This is a genomic window from Peribacillus sp. NPDC101481 (assembly GCF_044767165.1).
In the GTDB taxonomy this organism is placed as follows: Bacteria; Bacillota; Bacilli; order Bacillales; family DSM-1321; genus Peribacillus.
Map to the genome: position 1 here is coordinate 73,809 of NZ_JBIWNJ010000004.1, position 21,022 is coordinate 94,830.

General features: G+C 39.9%; 24 protein-coding genes. 5 read left to right on the forward strand and 19 right to left on the reverse strand.

Features of this window, described 5'->3' with window-relative positions; all coding sequences use genetic code 11:
- Positions 1-37: 37 nt before the first annotated feature.
- The gene (locus ACIROD_RS22025; RefSeq protein ID WP_402944289.1) at positions 38-646 is read right to left on the reverse strand and encodes a YdbC family protein; all 609 of its coding nucleotides are present in this window, start codon (positions 644-646) and stop codon (positions 38-40) included.
- Positions 627-1,166, reverse strand: coding sequence for a GrpB family protein (locus ACIROD_RS22030; RefSeq protein ID WP_402944292.1), 540 nt, complete (start codon positions 1,164-1,166; stop codon positions 627-629). Before ACIROD_RS22030 ends, ACIROD_RS22025 begins: the two co-directional genes overlap by 20 nt.
- 303 nt (positions 1,167-1,469) lie before the next feature.
- Here ACIROD_RS22030 and ACIROD_RS22035 point away from each other — a divergent pair, with 303 nt between their 5' ends.
- Positions 1,470-2,477, forward strand: coding sequence for a LacI family DNA-binding transcriptional regulator (locus ACIROD_RS22035; protein WP_101224829.1), 1,008 nt, complete (start codon positions 1,470-1,472; stop codon positions 2,475-2,477).
- Positions 2,478-2,590: 113 nt separating this feature from the next.
- On the opposite strand, the gene ACIROD_RS22040 is transcribed toward ACIROD_RS22035, so the two are convergent.
- Genes ACIROD_RS22040 through ACIROD_RS22050 form a run of 3 tightly spaced genes read right to left on the reverse strand, consistent with a single transcriptional unit; the run spans position 2,591 to position 4,003 of the window.
- On the reverse strand, positions 2,591-3,094 hold the full coding sequence (locus ACIROD_RS22040; RefSeq protein ID WP_402944296.1) for a GrpB family protein: 504 nt from the start codon (positions 3,092-3,094) through the stop codon (positions 2,591-2,593).
- 40 nt (positions 3,095-3,134) lie between these two features.
- Entirely contained in the window at positions 3,135-3,635 is a 501-nt protein-coding gene (locus ACIROD_RS22045) for a hypothetical protein (protein ID WP_402944299.1), read from the reverse strand.
- A complete protein-coding gene (locus ACIROD_RS22050; RefSeq protein WP_402944302.1) occupies positions 3,632-4,003 on the reverse strand; it encodes a hypothetical protein in 372 nt (123 codons plus the stop codon). Before ACIROD_RS22050 ends, ACIROD_RS22045 begins: the two co-directional genes overlap by 4 nt.
- Positions 4,004-4,112: 109 nt before the next feature.
- On the opposite strand from ACIROD_RS22050, the gene ACIROD_RS22055 reads away from it, so the two are divergent.
- Positions 4,113-4,610 carry a VanZ family protein gene (locus ACIROD_RS22055; protein ID WP_101224831.1) on the forward strand — a complete coding sequence of 166 codons (498 nt, stop codon included), beginning with the start codon at positions 4,113-4,115 and terminating at the stop codon, positions 4,608-4,610.
- Positions 4,611-5,051: 441 nt separating this feature from the next.
- On the opposite strand, the gene modA is transcribed toward ACIROD_RS22055, so the two are convergent.
- The 5 genes from modA to bioB all read right to left on the reverse strand — a co-directional run bounded on the left by modA (position 5,052) and on the right by bioB (position 10,046).
- Positions 5,052-5,852, reverse strand: coding sequence for a molybdate ABC transporter substrate-binding protein (gene modA / locus ACIROD_RS22060; RefSeq protein WP_402944307.1), 801 nt, complete (start codon positions 5,850-5,852; stop codon positions 5,052-5,054).
- 94 nt (positions 5,853-5,946) lie between these two features.
- A complete protein-coding gene (locus ACIROD_RS22065) occupies positions 5,947-7,116 on the reverse strand; it encodes an MGDG synthase family glycosyltransferase (RefSeq protein WP_402944310.1) in 1,170 nt (389 codons plus the stop codon).
- Positions 7,117-7,218: 102 nt separating this feature from the next.
- Entirely contained in the window at positions 7,219-7,818 is a 600-nt protein-coding gene (locus tag ACIROD_RS22070) for a DedA family protein (RefSeq protein WP_101224834.1), read from the reverse strand.
- A 17-nt stretch (positions 7,819-7,835) separates the two neighbouring features.
- Positions 7,836-8,534 carry a polysaccharide deacetylase family protein gene (locus ACIROD_RS22075; protein ID WP_402944774.1) on the reverse strand — a complete coding sequence of 233 codons (699 nt, stop codon included), beginning with the start codon at positions 8,532-8,534 and terminating at the stop codon, positions 7,836-7,838.
- 528 nt (positions 8,535-9,062) lie between these two features.
- Entirely contained in the window at positions 9,063-10,046 is a 984-nt protein-coding gene (gene bioB, locus ACIROD_RS22080; RefSeq protein WP_402944778.1) for a biotin synthase BioB, read from the reverse strand.
- 500 nt (positions 10,047-10,546) lie between these two features.
- On the opposite strand from bioB, the gene ACIROD_RS22085 reads away from it, so the two are divergent.
- The 3 genes from ACIROD_RS22085 to bioA are packed head-to-tail and all read left to right on the forward strand — an operon-like array spanning position 10,547 to position 13,196.
- Positions 10,547-11,131, forward strand: a complete 585-nt coding sequence (locus tag ACIROD_RS22085) for a biotin transporter BioY (protein WP_101224837.1) — start codon at positions 10,547-10,549, stop codon at positions 11,129-11,131.
- Entirely contained in the window at positions 11,110-11,817 is a 708-nt protein-coding gene (gene bioD, locus ACIROD_RS22090; RefSeq protein ID WP_101224838.1) for a dethiobiotin synthase, read from the forward strand. Before ACIROD_RS22085 ends, bioD begins: the two co-directional genes overlap by 22 nt.
- Entirely contained in the window at positions 11,814-13,196 is a 1,383-nt protein-coding gene (gene bioA / locus ACIROD_RS22095; RefSeq protein WP_402944317.1) for an adenosylmethionine--8-amino-7-oxononanoate transaminase, read from the forward strand. Before bioD ends, bioA begins: the two co-directional genes overlap by 4 nt.
- A gap of 750 nt (positions 13,197-13,946) precedes the next feature.
- On the opposite strand, the gene ACIROD_RS22100 is transcribed toward bioA, so the two are convergent.
- The 9 genes from ACIROD_RS22100 to ACIROD_RS22140 form a co-directional block, all read right to left on the reverse strand.
- On the reverse strand, positions 13,947-15,089 hold the full coding sequence (locus tag ACIROD_RS22100; RefSeq protein ID WP_402944320.1) for an amidohydrolase: 1,143 nt from the start codon (positions 15,087-15,089) through the stop codon (positions 13,947-13,949).
- Between the two features lie 14 nt (positions 15,090-15,103).
- Entirely contained in the window at positions 15,104-15,613 is a 510-nt protein-coding gene (locus tag ACIROD_RS22105) for a GNAT family N-acetyltransferase (RefSeq protein WP_402944323.1), read from the reverse strand.
- A gap of 22 nt (positions 15,614-15,635) precedes the next feature.
- Positions 15,636-16,406, reverse strand: a complete 771-nt coding sequence (locus tag ACIROD_RS22110; RefSeq protein WP_402944326.1) for an amino acid ABC transporter ATP-binding protein — start codon at positions 16,404-16,406, stop codon at positions 15,636-15,638.
- The gene (locus tag ACIROD_RS22115) at positions 16,403-17,113 is read right to left on the reverse strand and encodes an amino acid ABC transporter permease (RefSeq protein WP_402944329.1); all 711 of its coding nucleotides are present in this window, start codon (positions 17,111-17,113) and stop codon (positions 16,403-16,405) included. Before ACIROD_RS22115 ends, ACIROD_RS22110 begins: the two co-directional genes overlap by 4 nt.
- A 20-nt stretch (positions 17,114-17,133) precedes the next feature.
- The gene (locus tag ACIROD_RS22120; RefSeq protein WP_053344404.1) at positions 17,134-17,841 is read right to left on the reverse strand and encodes an amino acid ABC transporter permease; all 708 of its coding nucleotides are present in this window, start codon (positions 17,839-17,841) and stop codon (positions 17,134-17,136) included.
- A gap of 32 nt (positions 17,842-17,873) precedes the next feature.
- Positions 17,874-18,698 (reverse strand): amino acid ABC transporter substrate-binding protein, encoded by an 825-nt coding sequence (locus ACIROD_RS22125; protein ID WP_402944334.1) that lies wholly within the window; start codon positions 18,696-18,698, stop codon positions 17,874-17,876.
- 20 nt (positions 18,699-18,718) lie between these two features.
- The gene (locus tag ACIROD_RS22130; RefSeq protein ID WP_402944338.1) at positions 18,719-19,252 is read right to left on the reverse strand and encodes a GNAT family N-acetyltransferase; all 534 of its coding nucleotides are present in this window, start codon (positions 19,250-19,252) and stop codon (positions 18,719-18,721) included.
- 136 nt (positions 19,253-19,388) lie between these two features.
- Positions 19,389-19,649, reverse strand: a complete 261-nt coding sequence (locus tag ACIROD_RS22135; RefSeq protein ID WP_402944341.1) for a glutaredoxin family protein — start codon at positions 19,647-19,649, stop codon at positions 19,389-19,391.
- A 38-nt stretch (positions 19,650-19,687) separates the two neighbouring features.
- A complete protein-coding gene (locus tag ACIROD_RS22140; protein ID WP_402944344.1) occupies positions 19,688-21,022 on the reverse strand; it encodes an LLM class flavin-dependent oxidoreductase in 1,335 nt (444 codons plus the stop codon).

Here is a 21,022-nt window from a genome sequence, read left to right on the forward strand (position 1 = left end):
GCCATAGCCTCAATTGATAGATTGATAATGTTCGATTCTAAATGACCACCCACTTTGGATGCAATTCAATTAAACTTCCTGTAATGCGATGGGTTGAAACGTTCACTCCCGATTCGTTTATCAGGGAAGGCAATTCCTTATCCGCATACCTTTGATGTGAAAATTCACTGTCCCATATTGAGGCGACAAGGTATCTGCCGTTTTGCCTTTTTCTACCGAATGCGCCAGACAGCATGCCCTTGCTCCCTACTTCTTTTAGCACCTGCTCAAAACGGGCTCGTTTATCCTTTTCAACAGAACAGTCAGCCACTCGCAGTAATTTCCCCTTGCCGAAAAAAGCTGTAATGTCTGTTGTTCCTATATTGAAAATACTCTCGAATATATCGACAGAAATATTTGTATAAGTACTTCCCTGGTCACTCTTCCCGAATATTGCATCATGCTGATGCTGCATGAAACTTTGATAGACATGGAGATTTTTCCAAACGGAGAGAATGCCTGCTTCAAAGGGTTCATATCTATTCCACCCTCCGATTTGACCCATGAAACCAGCACAATGACGCAATTCTACCCATCCCTCTTGTGCTTTTGAAAATGAACGCTTGTTTTCCTCATTCACTTGGCATTTAATCCACTTCATTAACATGATGATTACCACGCTTCGCCCAATGTTTCGCTTTTTCATCAACCTTTTTGATAAAATCATTTTTCCCGTTAACATATCCTTTAATATCATCTGGGAATTCCGCTGCCAAGCGCTGCTTCAGCCTACTATATTTTTGTGCTTCATCAGGGTGTGATAGCAAATAATCCCGAAAAGCGAGGTGTCTGGCTATTTCCTCATGTCCTTTTTCAAACATGTGAATATGGTGCGTCCTCTCATCCCCGCCTTTATGAAAAAACCGTCGTCCGGCGATTCCGTTCTCGCCCCTGGCATCATACCCTATCTCTTCCATCTCTTTATTAAAATCAGCCACACATTCCACATCTTTAACCACTGCCAAAATATCTATTACTGGCTTGGCATGGATGGCCGGTATGGCCGTACTGCCAATATGGTATAACTCTATCATTTCAGGCCCGAAAATATCCTCTAATTTTTGGTATTCATCATGAAATAGCTTTGACCATTCTTTCTTATATAGAACAACCTCGACCTTTCTCATGTAAGCCTCCTTGATAGGAATTGGCATTTACATTCCTTTTGATTATTTCCTTATTTTAACACCAATGTTCATATATCACAAAAAAGCAGCCGGGATAATAACCCCCGGTTGCTTTTTGGATAACGCTTACATTTTACTTTTACTTCGCTTTTTGTATGGAAGTCACATTCGTATCTTTCAAAATAGTTGGTACATCCAATGCTTAACAAAATCTGCTAACTGGCGTTGGAATCGTAATGCTCCTTTGTTATGATGAAGGTAACCCGTTCTATTTCAAGAAATAATATCCTTTAGGAGAACATCATGAAAAAAAAGAAAACTACCATATCAGATGTTGCTGAGAAGGCCGGTGTTTCCAAAAGTACGGTTTCTCAATATATTAACCAACGTTTTCGTTATATGAGTGCTGAAACAAAAAACAGAATCGAGCAAGTCATCCAAGAACTTGATTTTCGCCCGAATGATAATGCCAGGAATTTAAAAGTGAAAAAAACAAAAGTGATAGGCATACTCGTAGCTAATATTTTACATACTTTATCCACCGAAATCATTCGTACCGTAGAAGAACAGCTTCAGCAGCATGGCATGAAGGTATTCATATGTGACTCAGCCGATGATCCAGAGAAAGAAAAAGAATACCTTGATTTGCTGGTTTCCACGCAAGTAGATGGAATCATCATTTTTCCGGTAGGAAATGATTTTAAAGTCTATAATTACTTGATCGATCATTCAATTCCAATGGTTTTCGTTGATCGATTAGTAGATGGAGTTACATCCGATTCCGTTCTTTTGGACAATCATGCTGCAATCTTTTTAGCTGTTTCCATGCTGGCTGAAAAAGGACACGAAAATATTGCTTTTTTAACCTTACCGATTGATATCCCGATCACACCAAGATTGGAAAGAATCGAAGGATTCAAAAAAGCGATGGCATCTCATAAATTGGAAGTCAGGGAGGATGATATTCATTCTTTACCAAGAAATCGAATTCAAGAAAAATTGGCCCAGATATTCGATGCAGAAAAACCTCCAACAGCCATTGTGGCAGGAAATGATTTAGTGTTACGTGAAATCCTTAGCTATTTGAAAAAGCAAAAAATCTCGATTCCTGGGGAAGTGGCCATTGTCAGCATTGATGATGTCGCTTATACGGAGTTTTATGAACCATCCATCACAACTATCGGACAACCCATACAGCAAATGGGAATTAAAACAGCAGAGTTATTATTGAACCGGATAACCAATTCGGATCAGACTCCGTACATTACTTACCGGTTTGCCCCTGAACTAATTGTTCGGAGTTCATGCTAATCGCCCATAAAAAAACGGCAGTTTAAATTGACTGCCGTTACCTCTTGTCCTAAGAAAAGCTAACCTTTGGTGTTTCATTTTCTTTCAGTTAAGAAACATTGTAAGAAGAACTATCATCTTGCTGACTCTATGACATTTTGGATAAATGGAGCTTTTTCTTTCGTGTACCCCACTATATCCCCAGGATGCTTTTGAGCTAAGGATAATTTTAATTCCTGATATTGTTTCCTTACGTCAGGATGATTTCTTAGATAGTCCCTAAACGAAAGTTGATTCTTCCACTGTTCACTTCCGAATCTATAGATATGCAAATGATGTGTCCCCGCTCTCCATTGGCCTTTTCTAAAAAAACGCCTTTCGGGAAATTCCTGATGCGGGACAAATTCATATCCAATCGATTTCAAGGGCTCAATGAATGTGTCTGCTACATCTAAATGCCGGACGCCAACCATGATGTCCAAAATCGGTTTTGCCCCCAACCCTATGACAGATGTACTTCCAATATGCTCAACACAAAGGCAAGAGTTCTTTAAAACCCCCATTATCCTCGCTTTTTCCTGTTGAAATTCATTAACCCAATCAGGGTTATAATCCTCGATTTTTACTGTTTTCTCCATATAATCACTCAACTTTTCAGGTAAAAGATATTATCAGCCATTATTTCTCATCACGTGACCATTTGACGATCGGATCTTGCGTACTCGGCTCATAGTAAGTTCCGACATACACCTTTTCTTTCCCGGTTATTTTATTCGTTCGGATGACTGTATATCTTCCTTTATAATAATTTTTGGTAAGATAATATTTCCGGTAAGAAAACCCTTTTTCGGGGCCGGTTAATTTCTCTTTAGTTTTATACGCTTCCGGCTTGTTCAAGCTCTCTTTCACTACACTTCTAATATTCAGCGGAGTTCCCTCAAGCTTAACATCACTTCGGAAATCGGCGCTCCTTGTCTCGGCTTTCCCTAAAGGCACGGATGCCATTTCGATCGTTTCTTGGGTTTGTTCCGAAAATGATTTTGTGACTCTGTATGAATACAGGATATTCATGGAACTTATATTGTCTTTCATTTTGCCAGCAAATTCAGGCATGGCAAAATTCAATAGAAAGGTGATCGATATACATACGATTAATAAAGTAAGCGAAATTTTCTTCATATTCCCTCTTTCTCAACTATGTATTCTTGTAATCCAACTTGTTCATTTTCCTTTGGAATAATTCCAAATTTAGCGATTAATAGAATGGCAAGAAAACCAAAACAGCAAAAACTAGTATTATCACTTGTAATAAATGAAGCCGGTATAATATGAGATGAGAGTAATGAATTCAAAATATAAGAAAAAAGAAAACCCGAATAGGATAGGCAAATCAGGTAGTTTCCAATCAATACCCTCTTGTAATGAACATACTCCGACTTATTTCCGTTCCTAATACTGACACAATGTCTAAATTGCCTAATGAGGCCGTATGTGAAACCAATAATTAACATGACTGCAATGAGAAAATCAATTATTGCTTCCTCCACTTTTACCCCTCCTTGCCCTAAAAAACTTGTAAAATATTACATTAAACTCATCATATACCATTTATGATAAAATGATAAATATTTCCTACTTTAATATTGGAGTTGTATCATGAAAATTTTTGTAAAAATTGTATTATCGTTATTTATGGTTCTTTATCTATTAATCCTTACAAAGCTCATTTTATTTAAAACCCTCTCGATAACCGAAATGAATGGTCATATTATTTTTACCTTCAATGGCCGATATTGGGGGTCCCATAACTTCATCCCTTTTAAAACCATTTTCCATTACCTGTTCTTAGCGGATGTAAATACATCCATCCGGATTGAGAACATAGCGGGGAATATCATCGGTTTTGTACCATTTGGCTTGATGCTTCCATTAATATCAAAAAGATTTTCCCAACTCAGATCGATCTTGATTGCAACATTCTGTTTTAGCTTCACCTATGAGGTTCTTCAGCTTTTATTTGAATTAGGAAGTTTTGATACCGATGATATGATCCTAAATACTCTTGGCGGGACTATAGGATACCTGCCGATTAAGCTGTTTTACACAGTTTTCAAAAAGAATGGAACCATTCACAGCCAGGCCCAAGGACAGTAATTTGCTGTCCTTCTTTTGTCACAAGTTACTTTCACGCCGCTGCCGAATTATTGACGCGTAGGTTGAAATATCATGTCCTTATTCTTACGTTTAAAGCAAGACAAGGTTTCAATATAAAGGAAAATATACCTAATATTACTGTAGATGCATAAAAAAAAGACCACCAGATTGGTGGTTACAGCCTGTAGACAAATTCAAAGAACAGCAAGAGATGTTTCAGTTGATTTCAGAAATCCGCTCCCTTTCCGCCGACTGCCTGCCAAGCCGCATCAAAGCAAGCGGCTGCGGTGTCTCGGCTAGCCAGTAATTCGGCAGGAGTGTCGCAAATTTCTTCAATCCAATGAGGATTACAGTAAAAAAACATTAAGTATAATCTAGTCTTGTTTTAAAATTTAGGTAGAACCCCATTTTGTCTACAAACCCAGGCCATCAGATTGGTGGTTATTTCAAATTTTTAAATCCGTATTTTTCAAAGATTTTCATGGAGTCTTCCGTTTGGAGATAATCATAGAATAGCTTGGCTTTCTTATCATGATCCAAGTCATTGATCATTCCGACGGGATATATGATCGGATCGTGTAAATCTGCCTGGGCTGCTGCAATGATTTCAATTTTCGATGAGTTGAGCGCATCCGTTTTATAGACGAGGCCTGCGTCCACGTTTCCCGTTTCCACATATGTAAGCACTTGCCGGACATCCTTTGCATATACCAATCGATCTTCAACCTCTTTAAAGAGGTTCATGTTTTCCAAAGTTTGTTTCGCATATTGCCCTGCCGGTACAGACTCTGGAGTGCCAATCGAAATTTTTTCTGCCTTTGTAAGGTCTTCCAGCGATCCGATTTCCTTTTTGGAATCCTTTGGCACCACCAGCACCAGATCATTGCCGACTAAATCGATTCCGTTTTTCTCTTCAATAAGATCTTCCTCTACTAATTTATCAAATTTATCTTCTGCAGCTGAGAAAAACAGGTCAACAGGCGCGCCTTGGGATATCTGCTGCTGAAGAGCTCCAGAGGCTCCAAAGTTATAATGAACTTCTACATTTGCATTCTCTTTTTCAAAAGACATCTTTATATCATTTAAGGCATCTTGCAAACTTACAGCTGCGGAAACCGTCAATTCCACTTTACCTCCGGCTTGCGCCTTCATTTCCGTTTTTTCCGCTTGATCATTTGAACAACCTGCGATCGCTGCCGCTAGCAGCATAATCGAAAAAATCATAAGGTATGTTTTTTTCAAAGTCACTCTTCTTCCGACCTTTCATTTTAGGTTGGCTGCTAATTCAGCAGCCTTCCGTATTATTCTTTCATTTAGATTCCGAACACCATGCATCTCAGCTATAAAGAAGTTTGGGCTGTCGGGCTAGATAGGAAGGTGTACCATTTTGATTAAGACTAAGGATCAATTTCATGACCTCCACTATTCCCTCAGGTTTCTCCAACTCTATTTCCTTATGATAAGCTTCTATGGATGTGTTCCACTTTTTCATTTTTTTCTGATCCTTCAATATACCCAGCAATTGTTTTTCAAAAGGCTTTTTCTGATTAAGTTTAAATACAAGTCCTTGTTGTTTTAAATATTGCAGATTAATTTCCTCCTGCCCGGGAAGCCTCGAATGAACAAAAATGGGAAGCCTTTTTCGCAATGCTTCGCTAATCGTAACACCGCCCGGTTTCGTAACGATTGCGTCAACTTCTTCATAAAGCTTATTCATTTCAGACCTTGATGAGATATAAGGCAATGGTTTGATATGTGGTAAGTTCCATGTTTCGATTTCTTCATAAAGCTTGCTGTTATTTCCGCATAGGACTAAATAATCAAAGTCGGTTGAATTCTTTAACTCATCACCTAAGTTCAAAATCCCTCCAAGACCGCTATTTCCTCCGGATATCAAAATTTTTGGCCGTGCTGTATTTCTTTGGACACGGGCATTTTTAGTGATTTCCTCGTGCACGGGAATGCCAGTGACCATCATCGTTTGTTTTGGTATTTGACGCTTACTCATCAGCTTTTCTTTTACTTCTTGACTAGGAAGAAAATGGGCATCTATCCCTTCGCTTCCCCACACATTATTAATAAAGTAGTCCGTGTACACATTTATAACCGGTGTGCTGCACTTCCCTTTCATCTTTAGCTGACTTAAAAGATAGGAAGGAAAACCGTGTGTACACACAATTAAATCAGGCTTTTCTTCTGCTATTAATTGTTCCAATTTATTCATGAATAGTTGCTGATACCACTTAAATATCCGTTCCTTTGGCGTGTGCACATAAAACAGATTCTTATAGGCAAGATTATAGGTTTCCGGCGCATAACGGATCCATGTAAGATAACTATTTACAATGATTTTTTCTAGAGAGGTATTGGTATAGCTGATTAGATCGATTTTCTTATAAGTAATCCCATTTGAATGCTTTTTTAACATATCCATTAATGCCTCTGCAACTTGATGATGTCCCGACTGCATTCGAAAGAGAGGTAAAAACAAAATTTTCTTCTTCATATATGTGTCATCTCCTAAGAAATCATTCTGAAAATACAAAATATATAGTTCATGATATCTTCTTCTTATAATAAATTTCCAATTTTATAATAAGGAGCCGACTCAACCTTTGGACATTTGTTTTCTCTTTTTAATGTATTTGATAGAAACATAAAGTGCAAAAATAACTAAAAATACAAGCCCTAAATATGGAACATATTTAGGATTAACATTAAAAGCATCCCCGATATAATAACCGGCCACTATAAAAGGGACGGTCCATAGAATAGTGCCAAATAGGGAAAATAGGAAGTATTTCCGAAAAGGTATAGAAGAGATTCCTGCGAAATATGGACTAATTTGTCTTATTCCCGGAATATAAAATCCAAATACTAAGGTTTTTTGTGCATTATCCGTATAGTTTTTCTTTGCTTTCTCCCAGCGTTCAGTCGTAATCCCAATGAATCTTCCAAATTTATTTATAAATGGATACCCCACATATTTTCCGCATGCATAAGCTGCAAGCATTCCGATAAAGGCGCCGAGAATTGCACACAGCATTGCCAAACCTAGTGAGAGCTTACCTTGTGCTACCAACACCCCAATCAGAAATAGAAGTGATTCTTCAGGAGCAGGCACTCCCACAATGCCGAAGAATAAAAAAAGAAAAATGATCAGGTATCCATATGAATCAATAAAATGTAAAAGCGTATCTATATTCATAATACCCCCAGAATTATTTATAAGTCTTTTAAAGTAATAAAGTAAATTCCTTTTTCCTTACTCTCCTGTAGGTAAATTTTTAACATTTCAATCATATAGCCTGGTGCTTCTTTATCCGCTCCCAATGTTTCACCACAGTCATGAAGCAACAGGATGGAACCTTCTGTCGAAGTGCTTCGCAGTTGATCAAGCAAAGTATTCCTGCAATTTTCGACTTTCCAATCCCCGAAGATGCCGGACCACATCACCACTCTATATTTCTTACTGAAAAGTGGTGTGAACATATTAAAATGGCCCCATGGCGGTCTATAAAAAACAACCTTTTCATTCGTAACTTCATTTATCGCCTTTTCAGTCATTTCCAACTGTTTCCGTAAATGGATTGGTGATAGCACCCAGCTTGAAACATGATGATAATGGTGGATCCCTATAGTATGTCCCTCTTCATGCATTCTTTTAATAATCTCAGGATTTCTTTTCACCTTACTGCCAACAACAAAAAATGTGGCCTTTATCTTATACTCTTTTAAAAGATCAAGTAATTTTATTGTATATTCTGGGTTTGGGCCATCATCGAAAGTTAGCGCAATCCCATTATTCAAATTGATATTTTTTGTTATTCCCAGACTGCATACACGAATAAGCACCGTTGGGATAATAGTATAAAATATTAATAGCAATAATAAAATAATAAAACTAATCAGCCATATATGCATCACACAAAACTATCCTCTCATTATTGATATTACCAATACTGATTCTTTCCCTATATCATATTCATTTACCACAATGCAGCAAATTTTATTGTATTCAGGTAATTCATTAAAAAAACCTCTTCTTACAATTTAGCATTTTTTTTTCATTATTTTCACTTATCAATCATTTTTTTATTTTTGTAAAATTTTACTGACCACTAGCCTGCTTACTGCAAAGTAATAAAACACCTATAAAGAAATTAGAATTAGAGCAGTTTGCCTGCATTTTTTTCATTTAAAAACGTTCCAATTGTTATCATCCGGAGCATTTTTTGCCGTTCACGATTTTTTCATCCATCAACGCTCATTTTGCGGCCGTCCACGCACCTTATTCGACCGTTCTCGGATTTATTCGACCTTCCTAACTCTTTATTCGACCCTCCATGCACTTTTTCCGACCCCAATTGGGTCTTCTTTTGCCGACAAACTGAAAAAAACACCCTAAGGGTGTTTTTTTATATCCATATTGTTTTCCAATAATCCTCTTTATCAAAGTGCACATTCTTCAATTTCGAATCCCAGGTCTTCGATGATTCCCCAATCTGCTGTGGGTTCTTGACCAGCTGTCGTTAAATAATCGCCGACGAAGATGGAATTGGCTGCATAAAGTGCCATGGGCTGCATGGAACGGAGATTGACCTCACGACCGCCGGCCAGACGGATTTCTTTACTCGGATTAACGAATCTCATCATCGAAATCAATTTCAGGCATTTAGTAGGGGTCAACTCGGAAGTTCCCTCAAGCGGCGTTCCGTCAATTGCATTGAGAAAATTACAAGGAATGGAATCTGCATCAAGGCTGCGTAGGGATAGTGCGATTTCCACCGCTTCCGACTCAGATTCCCCCATACCGAAAATGGCACCAGAACATGGGGACATTCCGGCTTCTTTTACAGCTTCGACTGTATCTACCCGGTCTTCATATGTATGTGTCGATGTAATTTTACTGTAGTTTTCCTGTGATGTATTCAAATTGTGGTTGTAGCGATGAACGCCTGCTTCCGCAAGTTTGCCAGCATGTTCCTCATTCAGGAAACCTAAACAACAGCAGATTTTAAGATCCGTCGTTTCGCGGATTTCCTTTACTGCTTCAATGACATGATCGATTTCCCTGTTGGTCGGACGACGGCCGGACGCAACGATGCAGTAAGTACCCGCTTTGCGACGAATTGATTCTTGCGCTCCCTCGACAATCTTTTCTTTCGTCAACCAAGCATATTTATCGATTGGGGCTTCCGATACGATCGACTGCGAGCAGTAGCCGCAATCTTCGGGACATAATCCTGATTTCGTATTGATGATCATATTCAATTTAACTTTTTTCCCATAATGATGCTTGCGTATGAGGTAGGCCGCATTCAAAATTTCCAAAACCTCTTCGTCTGGGGCTTGTACGATGGATAATGCCTCTTCCTCCGTCACTTTATATCCTTTGATAACGTTCTCCGCTAACCTCTTCCAGTCCCTTAACATTGTTTCCAAACCTATCCCTCTTTTCTTTATTGTGTGCCGAATCGCTGGTTTATGGATTCCTTGACTATGCAATTCCTAGAAAAGGAGCATAACCCGGTCTGGTAAATAAAGACCAACTGCCTGCAATATCTACCTGATGCTCCAACCGCGAATGCCTCCATCTCCAATCCACTTTCCCTTCAAACCAAGTAGTCGCATGTGCACCATCCAACCACAATGGGCAGCACTTAACATTTAGCAGTATCAATACTGCCTGGCGATTTAGGTAAATTTGTTAACCTTAAATATTTTAAGTTAACATATCGATAGAATAATAACATACTAACAAAATATTATTCAATGGTCTTTTTTCAATATTTTCCTAGTCTCTCCTTTAAATCCCGATAAAGATGGCTTTTTATATGTTAACTAAAAAATAAATTAGTTGACATATAAAATAGAAATCAGGCAAACTAATAGTGGGCATTTTGCCAGCACTTTCAAAAAAGGAGGTTAAAAACTTGAAAGCAAGGACGATTTCCTATGTGGCCCTTTTTACCGCGTTAACTGCCATTGGCGCCTTTATTAAGATACCTATACCTTACATACCATTCACACTGCAAATTCTGGCAGTTTATTTGGCAGGCGCATTATTGGGGCCCCGGCTTGGAATGCTCAGTCAGTTATGCTACGTCTTGATCGGACTTATCGGAGTGCCCGTGTTTGCTGAAGGCGGGGGATTCGGCTATATTTTCAAACCTACATTCGGCTATTTGCTCGGATATATACTGGGAGCCTATGTAAATGGATGGCTGATCAACCGGTTTTCCCTCTCCACGATTCGTTCCATATTCTTTGCTAATGCCGCCTCTTTGCTGACAGTTTACCTTTTTGGCTGCATCTGGCTGTATGGTGCAATGAAGTGGATTGTTGAAACGCCGCTTACCATCAACCAGACGATTCTTTACGGCTTCTTGTTACCTGTACCCGGTGATCTTATGCTATGCATTCTATGTGCTGTCATCATTCAACAAGTACGTCCGCGCATTGCAAGATATATAAACGTAAAGGAGCTGAATCATCCATGGGCCAAGCCTACTTTATAACCGGAACTGGCACGGATATTGGAAAGACCATCGTCACGAGTGCACTCTATCTGTCTCTTCAAACATTGGGAAAAAGCGTCACGATATTCAAGCCATTCCAAACTGGAATCAATGAAGAAAATCATACATACCCGGATATATCTTGGTTTGAGCAGGAACTCGGTGTAAAGGATTCAGGGTTTTACACACTGAAACCGGAAACCTCCCCACATTTGGCGATTAAATTAACCGGTAGTCTTATCGATGAGAAGAAAGTCGTGGAAAGGGTTCACGAACTTGAGGAAATGTATGACATCGTATTAGTAGAGGGCGCTGGCGGATTGGCTGTGCCGCTTATTGAACGAACGGAAGGTTTCTATATGACGGCGGATTTCATAAAGGATTGCGGCATGCCTGTCCTCTTCGTATCCACAAGCGGTTTAGGGGCGATTCATGATGTCGTGACCACCCATTCTTATGCCCAAGTCCATGATATAAACGTGAAAACCATTTTGTATAATCATTTCCGGCCGGAAGATCGGATTCATCAAGACAATATCGAAACCATTGAAAAGCTGACTGGGCTGAATGGCCTCGCCTGCATCCCAACACTGGCCGATGTTAGAAAAGACTTGAGAATCTGTATCCTTGATTTACTTAGTGATCAAGATTATACCCACCAACTGAAAGAGGTGTTCAAAGCATGAACAGTCAGGATTTAGAACAATGGGATAAGGAATATGTATGGCATCCGTTCACACAAATGAAAACGTATCGGGAAAGCAAACCGCTGATCATCGAGCGCGGCGAAGGCAGCTACCTGATTGATGTGGATGGCAAACGCTACCTCGACGGCTATGCTTCATTATGGGTGAACGTGCACGGGCATAACGAGCCGGAATTAAACGGTGCCCTAATTGAACAAGTGAATAAAGTCGCGCACTCCACGCTGCTGGGATCTGCGAATGTACCATCGATTCTACTGGCAAAAAAACTGGCCGAGATCACTCCTGGTTCTTTATCGAAAGTCTTCTACTCTGACACGGGATCTGCCGCTGTTGAAATCGCCCTTAAAGTCGCATATCAATATTGGCAAAATATCGATCCCGTCAAGCATCAGAATAAAAACAAATTCGTCTCACTTGACGAAGCATACCATGGCGATACTGTCGGAGCTGTGAGTGTGGGCGGAATGGATTTATACCATAGAATCTTTAAGCCCCTCTTATTTCAACGGATTTCCGCCCCTTCACCATATGCCTATCACATGACTGAGTATGGAGATCAAGAAGCCGTGAAAAACCATTGCTTGACGGAACTGGAGCAGTTACTGGAGAAACAATCAGAGGAAATTGCAGGATTGATCATCGAGCCGCTTGTGCAGGGAGCAGCAGGCATCATAACCCATCCCCAAGGCTTTTTGAAAGAGGTCGAACAATTATGCAAAAAGTACAATATCCTCTTAATTTGTGACGAGGTGGCCGTAGGATTCGGTCGCACCGGTACAATGTTTGCCTGCGAACAGGAGGATGTCGTCCCTGATATCATGTGTATGGGTAAAGGGATCACTGGGGGATATATGCCACTCGCAGCAACCATCATGACCGAGCAGATCTTTCATTCCTTTTTGGGGGAAAGAGAAGAACATAAAACCTTCTATCACGGCCACACCTATACAGGAAATCAGCTAGCCTGTGCACTGGCCCTGAAGAATATCGAGCTAATGGAAAGCCGTAATCTCATTAAAGACATCCAGAAAAAATCTAAATATCTATCACAAAGACTGCAAACGCTATACGAACTCCCGATAGTCGGCGATATCCGCCAGCGCGGCTTCATGATTGGAGTGGAAATCGTTAAAGACCGCCAAACAAAAGAAACGTTCACCCTCCAAGAGAATGTCGTTTCCGGAATCATCCATACAGCACGGGAAAATGGCCTGATCATTCGGGAACTTGGTCCAGTCATCACGATGATGCCGATCCTTTCCATGTCAGAAAAGGAACTCGATTTCATGGTCCAAACCGTCTACCGTGCCATTAAGGAAGTCTCCATTCATAAAGGATTGATTCCAGCAGCTAACTGATACACAAAGAACCGGAAGAGCAGAGCTCATCCGGTTCCTTCTATACTTTGTAGGGACTTCGTGAAGAAAGATCAAAGATATTGGACATATACCCAAGAAATCAAACATCTTGGCAATCAAGAAGAGGCAGCTGTTGAACCTGAGGAAGTTTTATATCCTTATGTTTAAACAGCTTTTTAAGCGCAGCTATTGATCATCTCATGGAATCAGCACCCTCGATGTGATGCCCTTTTTTTCGATTGATTTTGGATGATTTCACCTATTCAAAGGGATTTCCAGCAGCATCACGAGACTTCTGCGGGAAAAACGCGTCCAAGGAAGACCCGCAGGCACAAGAGCGCTGGGGGCGGACCCCGCGGAAAAGCGAGTGCCTGGAGGGAACGTTCGAATTTTACTACTCCTCAAAAAAGCTGCAGTCCTATAGCTAATGTTGCGCTTTGTAATTTACCTCCCGGGAATCCAACTTGCTTAAACCCACTATTACCTTTACGTTCGACTTTTTAATTTTCCTCCCTCACACATCGAAGAAGGTGGCCAACCCAGGCTGTCTTTTTCATTTTTTAAATAAATAAGGCACACCACAGAATCCGATATCTGAATAATTAATTTGTGCCTAGAAACTCTCTGAGGATTATTGCTTGTGAGCGAGGATTCATGCCTTGAATTTGAACCGATAATTTGGAAATACGACAACTAGGGTGCTATGCACGAACCAGTTTAGATCGTGTCTGGCACCTTAGCCATGTATGTTCACCACTTACCATGTTTATGTAATAAATCCTTGGCACTTTCAGATAAAAAATGAGCGGCTTTAATAATGGATTTTTCATCAACAGTAAAAGCTGGATGATGCCAGTCTTCGTTTCCGTTTGTACCAAAAAAGGCAAAGGTACCGGGGATATGTTGAAGGTAATAAGCGAAATCTTCACCACCCATTGAAGGCTCTGGATTGATTACGTGTAATGATTGCTGCCGAGCAGACACGCGTACCATCTCTGTGACAGCTGGATGATTAAGAAGCGCGGGGGGACCAGGAAACCAACCAATCGCAGCTTCCTGTGAAAAAGCAGCTGCAATATGATTCACAATCGAATAAAACTTTTCTTTTACTTCTTCGCGGATTTCAGCATTAAAGGTTCGAATCGTTCCTTCCAATATGACGTCACCCGGAATTACATTCCAAGTGTTTCCACCTGTTATTCTCGTAACACTCACCACAGCACAATCTAATGGGGATACACTCCGGCTGACGATAGTTTGAAGAGCGGTAATAAGCTGAGCCGCTGCCGCTATTGGATCTTTTCCGTTTTGAGGGATGGCCGCGTGGCTCCCCTTCCCTTTTAGCACAATATGAAAACGGTCCACTGCCGCCATTAACGGACCTTCTTTTATCCCGATGGTGCCGACAGGCAAATTGGGTTTATTGTGCAGGCCAATTACAGCCGCTACATCGTCAATTTGACCATCTTTTATCACATGAACCGCACCGCCACCTAATTCTTCTGCGGGTTGAAAAAGCAATCGCACTGTCCCGTACAACTCTGATTGACATTCTTTTAAAAGGTAGGCAGCTCCTATTACAGCTGCCGTATGAAAATCATGGCCGCACGCATGCATCACTCCTTTTACTTTCGAAGCAAACGGAAGCCCAGTTTGTTCCTCAATCGGAAGCGCATCGATATCCGCCCTTATGGCTACTGTCGGTCCGGTTTTGCCACCCTTTATATCTGCAAAAACACCTGTTTTCAATCCTGTATTTCGTATTTCAATGCCCTCTTCCTCGAGCCAATTTTGAATTGATTTTGTCGTTTCAAATTCTTCATTTGATAACTCCGGATATTGATGTAAATGGCGCCTTATCGATATTAAGCGCTTTTCCAGCTCTCGACTCATACAGACGCCTCCTTCTATAAATCTAAGCGATAGCATTTTACTAAAATATCATGATTTTGAAATTCTTTCGTTCGATCCCGTTTAAAGCCAAACCATTCGTATAGTTTTATGGCTTTATGCATCTTATCAGTAGAATGTAAATACAAACTGGACGCACCTTGCGATTTTGCATAAATTACACTTGCTTTTAATAATTCCTGTGCGATACCGCGTCCCCTTGATTCGGGATGAACGGCCAACAACCGAATGATTGGTGAAAGGATCCCAAGTTCCGGCTTTTCATATGCTTTTTCAGATGACTGAAAAAGCTGTAATGTACCAAGGATATCCTGATTGCACTTTGCAACCAACACCTTATCAACATGTGGATTATCCACGGAAGATTGAATATTTTTTAAATATCCCTCCCAAGCTTCCGGGTTCGAATATTCATGTTCATATTGTTGATAACTTTCTACCAATAAACGGCGCACCGTCTCTTTATCTTCTTCAATCAATTCATCGACTACGATTGTATTAATCATACGTCCTCCTTGGCCCCTTTCTTTAATTGGCCTTTTCTTTTAATAACGATAAGGAATAATCTCTTGATATCCGGTTTAAAAATTGTCGTGTTCGTTCTTCCTTTGGAGCATTGAAAATCTCCAATGGTGACCCTTCTTCAACAATGACCCCGCCATCCATGAAAAGAATGCGATCCGATATCTCTTTAGCAAAACTCATTTCATGGGTTACAATCACCATCGTGATGCCCTCCTGTGCAATTGCTTTTATGACAGAAAGCACCTCCCCAACCAACTCAGGGTCGAGTGCCGACGTTGGCTCGTCAAATAGAATGACCTCCGGATTTAAAGCAAGTGCCCTGGCAATTCCAACACGTTGCTGTTGACCTCCTGATAATTGCGAAGGGAAATAGTTATGCTTATCTCCCAAACCTACTTTTTCCAATAACAGCTTGCTTTCCCGAATTGCATCAGCTTTCTTATATTTTTTTGTAACAATTAACCCTTCCATTACATTTTCCAAAACAGTTTTATGAGCAAATAAGTTATAATGCTGAAAAACCATCGCCGATTGTCTTCTAAGGGACAAGATTTCCCTTTTAGTCGCCTTCTTAGACTTCACCTGTATATCTCCTACTTGAACGATTCCCTCATCTGGTTTCTCCAGAAAATTCAAGCATCTAAGCAGGGTGGTTTTCCCAGATCCACTTGGTCCAAGAATGGTAACTACTTCTCCCTTGCCTATTTTCAAATTAATTCCTTTTAAAACTGGCTGCTGGTTAAATGATTTTTTTATATCTTTTAAATAAATCATTGTACTCCTCCTCGATTATAGGCAGTGGCCTTTTTCTCAATTAAAAACGAAAGCCCCTCTGCAATGATTGTGAGACCCCAATAAATTAAACCAGCAGCAATAAAAGACTCCAAAAATTTCAAATTGGTGGATGCAACAATATTGGCTGCTCCTGTCATTTCTTTTTGCGATACAATGAATGCAACCGATGACGTATGCAGAAATCCAATGAAAATATTCGTGAAATTCGGGATGGACTGAGCAATGGCCTGTGGCAAAACAATTCGCGTCATGGCTTGAAACGAATTCATACCCACGGAATAGGCTGCCTCCATTTGGCCATTGGAGACACTGATAATTCCCGATCTGAATATTTCTGATAAATAAGCACCCGCACTCAACGATAAGGCGGTTAAGACAAATAAAATAATCGGAATGGAATTAGATTGTATACCCAAATCAAATTTCTTAGAAATTTGATCGATTAATAATGGAAAACCGAAATAAATGAGCATTATGTGCATGATAATCGGTGTTCCTCTAAAGAAGGAAACATAACCATTTGCAACTCTACATAGAAATTTCACTTTATATATCCTAATCAAGGCAACAGCGAGACCGATAATAAAACCTGCAAGAAGAGGAAGCATCGTTAAGATAAGTGTGATCGGAAGTGCTTTAATAATCTCCTTAAAAGCAGTCCCAATAAATAGAATATCAATCGTCAAGTCCTTCCCTCCTCCCTTTGTTATCCAGTAACAGACACATCAACAGTTTGATGCCGATTAATGCGGTTTTCATAAAGTCTGAATATTTTCTCAAACAATAGCACGACTGCATAATAGATAACAGCTAATGAGAGATAGACTTCGAGAGCATGTGCAGTTGCAGCAATTAATGTCTCTCCCCTACCCATCATATCCATTACGCCGATGGTAAAGGCAAGTGAGGTATCCTTCAAGGATCCGATAATAGAGTTTGCGATATTCGGAAAAGCAATCCGTATTGCCTGGGGAAGCACAATTCGAAAAAAACTTTGACTATTATTCATACCAACAGAATAGGCTGCTTCCGTTTGCCCATAATCGACAGCCTTAATCGCTCCACGGAATATTTCTGCGAAATGCGCCCCATTACTTAATGCATAAGTAATAATGACAAAATACAGAGCATCCATTCTTGAAATATCAATATTAATGAATAAAAGGATTGCAGGCAGTCCATAAAAAACTAGAAACAATTGTATTAAAATAGGCGTTCCCCGAATGAATGAAATATACAAAATGACAAATTGATTCAAAACAGGGATACGAAATAATCTCAGGATGGCTGCCGCTATCCCGATGACCATTCCTAATAAAACGGATGCCGCCAGAATTTGCAATGTTACTCCAAGATAATATATTAACGTCGGAATGAAATCGACGATTAATGAAGGATCAAATGCTTTCCCCATGCTTTAGCACCTCCACGCTTACTACTATCTAATTAAAATCCTACTGAATAGTCTGCACCCAGCCACTTTTTACTTAGTTCGCTAACTACCCCATCTTTTTTCAGCTCCACAAGTGCTTCATCAATTCTCTTCTGTAAAGGCGTTTCGTCTTTTCTTAGCAAAAAGTATACTTTTGAATTAAGAAGTGGCTCACCCACAACCTTTTGCTGTGCATCTGCTTGTTTATTTAAGAAGTCGACTGCAAATGGTGTAGTAATGGTAGCATCCGCCCGACCAGTTTTGATTTGATTCTTCGTATCATCTACGCCTTGGCCAGAATAGACAATTTCAATACCGGCATTATTTTCTTTATTATACTTTTCAAGAAATACAGCAGAATTGCTCGTTGCACTCACTATCGCTTTTTTTCCTTTTAGATCTTTAATGGAGTGAATATCATTGTTGTCCTGATGAACTGTAACTTGAAGGGGAAAGACATTATATGGTTCTTTATTAAATAGAAATTTTTCTTTTCGTTCATCATTCACCTCCATTTGGTGAGCTACAAAATCTATTTTGTTCGTTTCTAAACTTAATAATAGATTAGAAAATTCCATCGTTTTAAATTCAAATTCATATTCAGGCAGCTTTTCATCGATTTGCCGAACCAACTCGACATCATAACCTGTCAGCTTACCATTACTATCCAAAAAGCAAATATTCGGGAATTGCGTCCCTGTTCCGACAATGATTTTCTGAACTTTTTTATTTTTTGAACCTCCAGAACTTGATTTAGCAGTACTCGTTGTTTCTTTCGAAGAGCAAGCTCCCAAAAAAGTAAGTAGCAGTGCCATAACAATTAATAATGTTTTTTTCATCTCAAATTCCCCCGACGTTTTTAATTACTAACAATTGGTTCTTTTTTTTCAATAATGCGATACAGCGTTTCATCTAGAATTTTACGAAGATACACAATTTTTTCTCCATCGTGATCTCGTTCAGCAAAAATCTCATAGCCTCTTCTTTCATAAATGGAAACAAGCCAAGGATGACGATCAGCTGTCGCCAAATAGACGGCCGGCGCTTTCACCTGTTCCCGAAGTGCATTTTCTTCCACCCAGGTTAACAAAGTTGAGCCAAAACCTTTTTGTTTGTATAGGGGGTCGACTGCAAACCACCAAATGAATGGGTACGGACTGAAATGATCAGGATCATTCCATGGATGACGAACTGTCACAGTGGAAACAATTTGACCCTCCTGTTCTAAAACATAAGTGAGATTCCGCCTAATATTATTCGTCACTAGCTGCAAATCAGCTGTCGCAGCCAGAAAGTTAATATTCAATTCTCTAATTGGTTCATAAGCCCGAAGTGTGACGTTTAGCACTTCTGGAGCATCCTTTACAGTAGCAAGACGGATTAGCTGTGTCATGACTAACTCCCCATTTCTATAACATATTATTTACACAAGAATAGTCGGATTAATATCTGCAATTTCCCATTAAATCACTCGCTCTAGCTCTATTTCATAATGTTCTTAGTCATCTTTTTAAGTCCGTTAAATTTTGTTATTGTAAGCGTTCGAGTACTTTTTCAAGATAAGGTATGCCAATTTCCGTAACACTCTCATATACGTTGCCTCTCCCAATTTCAATAATTGGCACATACCGAACACCATATTTGATTTCTAAAATATCTCGCCGTTCATCATGATTGGTAACATCCACCGTTTGATAAGAGATCTCCTTTTCTTTTAAGTATTGTTTAACCTCTTCGCAATAGTGACATCCTTGTTTTGACCAAACGACGACAGATAACGCTTCTCCCATTTCTTATTCCTCCTTCAATTTTTAAAATAATTCTTCAATTATTGATTAATGCTTTCCTTCGCATAACGATTTTCCGGGAATGGAAGCCCCAAGTTGCCTCTTAATGTTTCTGCTTCATATTCAGTACGATATATTCCCCTTTTTTGCAGGATAGGAATCACATAAGATACAAAGTCACTTAAAGCATTTGGAACACTTGAAGCAAAGATAAATCCGTCCGCGCCCTTCTCTTCGAACCATTGCTGAATCAAATCCGCCACTTTCTCTGGAGTTCCAATAAAAGTAGTCCGGGGGGTAGTCTCTTTAAGTGCTACCTGACGGAGCGTTAACAGTTTCTCCTTGGCTTCCTGTTTAATTCGATCAGTTGTACTTCGGAAACTGTTTTTTCCGATGTCTCCAAGATCAGGGAAAGGTGCATCCAGTTCATATTGGGAAAAATCATGATGATCGAAGTATCGTCCCAAATAGTCAAGCGCCTTATCTATAGAAACCAGGTTAGCAAGTTCTTGATATTTGTGCTCTGCCTCTTCCACAGTTGCACCAATGATTGGCGCGATACCCGGCAAAATAACAATTTCATCAGGGTGTCTCCCGAATGCAATAGCCCTGTTTTTTACATCATGATAAAATATCTTGGCATCTTCCAAAGTTGGTTGACCTGTAAAGATTGCATCCGCTTCTTTAGCCGCAAGATTTTTTCCAGCTTCTGATGAACCTGCTTGAAAAACGACAGGTCTCCCCTGTTTAGATCTAGCAATGTTGAGTGGTCCTTGCACCGAGAAAAATTCTCCTTTATGTTTTAATTGATGCATTTTAGAAGGATCAAAAAACTCACCGGATTTTTTATCCCGAGTAAACGCGTCATCCTCCCATGAATCCCAAAGTCCTTTGGTAACTTGTATATATTCTGATGCTATCCGATAGCGTTTGGCATGATCAGGGTGTTCTTCAATCGTTTTGTTATAGTTCAAGGCCGTACTCTCAAGAGGAGTAGTAACAAGGTTCCATCCGCCACGACCTTGACTAATGTGATCAAGTGAAGCAAATTGCCGGGCGACAGTAAATGGCTCACTGTATGAGGTGGAAACTGTTCCGACTAGCCCTATTCTTGATGTGAAAGCAGCGAGTGCGGATAAAATGGTAAGTGGTTCAAAACGATTTAAAAAATGCGGAATTGACTTCTCATTGATAAACAATCCGTCAGCAATGAAAAGTAAATCGAACATTCCCTCTTCAGCCTTCTGGGCCTGCTCCTTATAAAATTCAAGACTAACACTGGCATCTGCCTGAATATCAGGATGTCTCCAACCAGATATACTCCCTCCAACTCCGTGAATAAGCGCTCCAAATTTCAACTTTCTCTGCTCAGACAT

Coding starts and splice junctions, on each gene's coding strand:
- ACIROD_RS22025 (WP_402944289.1), bottom strand. CDS start 646: ATGTTAATGAAGTGGATTAAATGCCAAGTGAATGAGGAAAACAAGCGT.
- ACIROD_RS22030 (WP_402944292.1), bottom strand. CDS start 1,166: ATGAGAAAGGTCGAGGTTGTTCTATATAAGAAAGAATGGTCAAAGCTA.
- ACIROD_RS22035 (WP_101224829.1), top strand. CDS start 1,470: ATGAAAAAAAAGAAAACTACCATATCAGATGTTGCTGAGAAGGCCGGT.
- ACIROD_RS22040 (WP_402944296.1), bottom strand. CDS start 3,094: ATGGAGAAAACAGTAAAAATCGAGGATTATAACCCTGATTGGGTTAAT.
- ACIROD_RS22045 (WP_402944299.1), bottom strand. CDS start 3,635: ATGAAGAAAATTTCGCTTACTTTATTAATCGTATGTATATCGATCACC.
- ACIROD_RS22055 (WP_101224831.1), top strand. CDS start 4,113: ATGAAAATTTTTGTAAAAATTGTATTATCGTTATTTATGGTTCTTTAT.
- ACIROD_RS22065 (WP_402944310.1), bottom strand. CDS start 7,116: ATGAAGAAGAAAATTTTGTTTTTACCTCTCTTTCGAATGCAGTCGGGA.
- ACIROD_RS22070 (WP_101224834.1), bottom strand. CDS start 7,818: ATGAATATAGATACGCTTTTACATTTTATTGATTCATATGGATACCTG.
- ACIROD_RS22075 (WP_402944774.1), bottom strand. CDS start 8,534: ATGCATATATGGCTGATTAGTTTTATTATTTTATTATTGCTATTAATA.
- bioB (WP_402944778.1), bottom strand. CDS start 10,046: ATGTTAAGGGACTGGAAGAGGTTAGCGGAGAACGTTATCAAAGGATAT.
- bioD (WP_101224838.1), top strand. CDS start 11,110: ATGGGCCAAGCCTACTTTATAACCGGAACTGGCACGGATATTGGAAAG.
- bioA (WP_402944317.1), top strand. CDS start 11,814: ATGAACAGTCAGGATTTAGAACAATGGGATAAGGAATATGTATGGCAT.
- ACIROD_RS22100 (WP_402944320.1), bottom strand. CDS start 15,089: ATGAGTCGAGAGCTGGAAAAGCGCTTAATATCGATAAGGCGCCATTTA.
- ACIROD_RS22105 (WP_402944323.1), bottom strand. CDS start 15,613: ATGATTAATACAATCGTAGTCGATGAATTGATTGAAGAAGATAAAGAG.
- ACIROD_RS22110 (WP_402944326.1), bottom strand. CDS start 16,406: ATGATTTATTTAAAAGATATAAAAAAATCATTTAACCAGCAGCCAGTT.
- ACIROD_RS22120 (WP_053344404.1), bottom strand. CDS start 17,841: ATGGGGAAAGCATTTGATCCTTCATTAATCGTCGATTTCATTCCGACG.
- ACIROD_RS22125 (WP_402944334.1), bottom strand. CDS start 18,698: ATGAAAAAAACATTATTAATTGTTATGGCACTGCTACTTACTTTTTTG.
- ACIROD_RS22130 (WP_402944338.1), bottom strand. CDS start 19,252: ATGACACAGCTAATCCGTCTTGCTACTGTAAAGGATGCTCCAGAAGTG.
- ACIROD_RS22135 (WP_402944341.1), bottom strand. CDS start 19,649: ATGGGAGAAGCGTTATCTGTCGTCGTTTGGTCAAAACAAGGATGTCAC.
- ACIROD_RS22140 (WP_402944344.1), bottom strand. CDS start 21,022: ATGTCTGAGCAGAGAAAGTTGAAATTTGGAGCGCTTATTCACGGAGTT.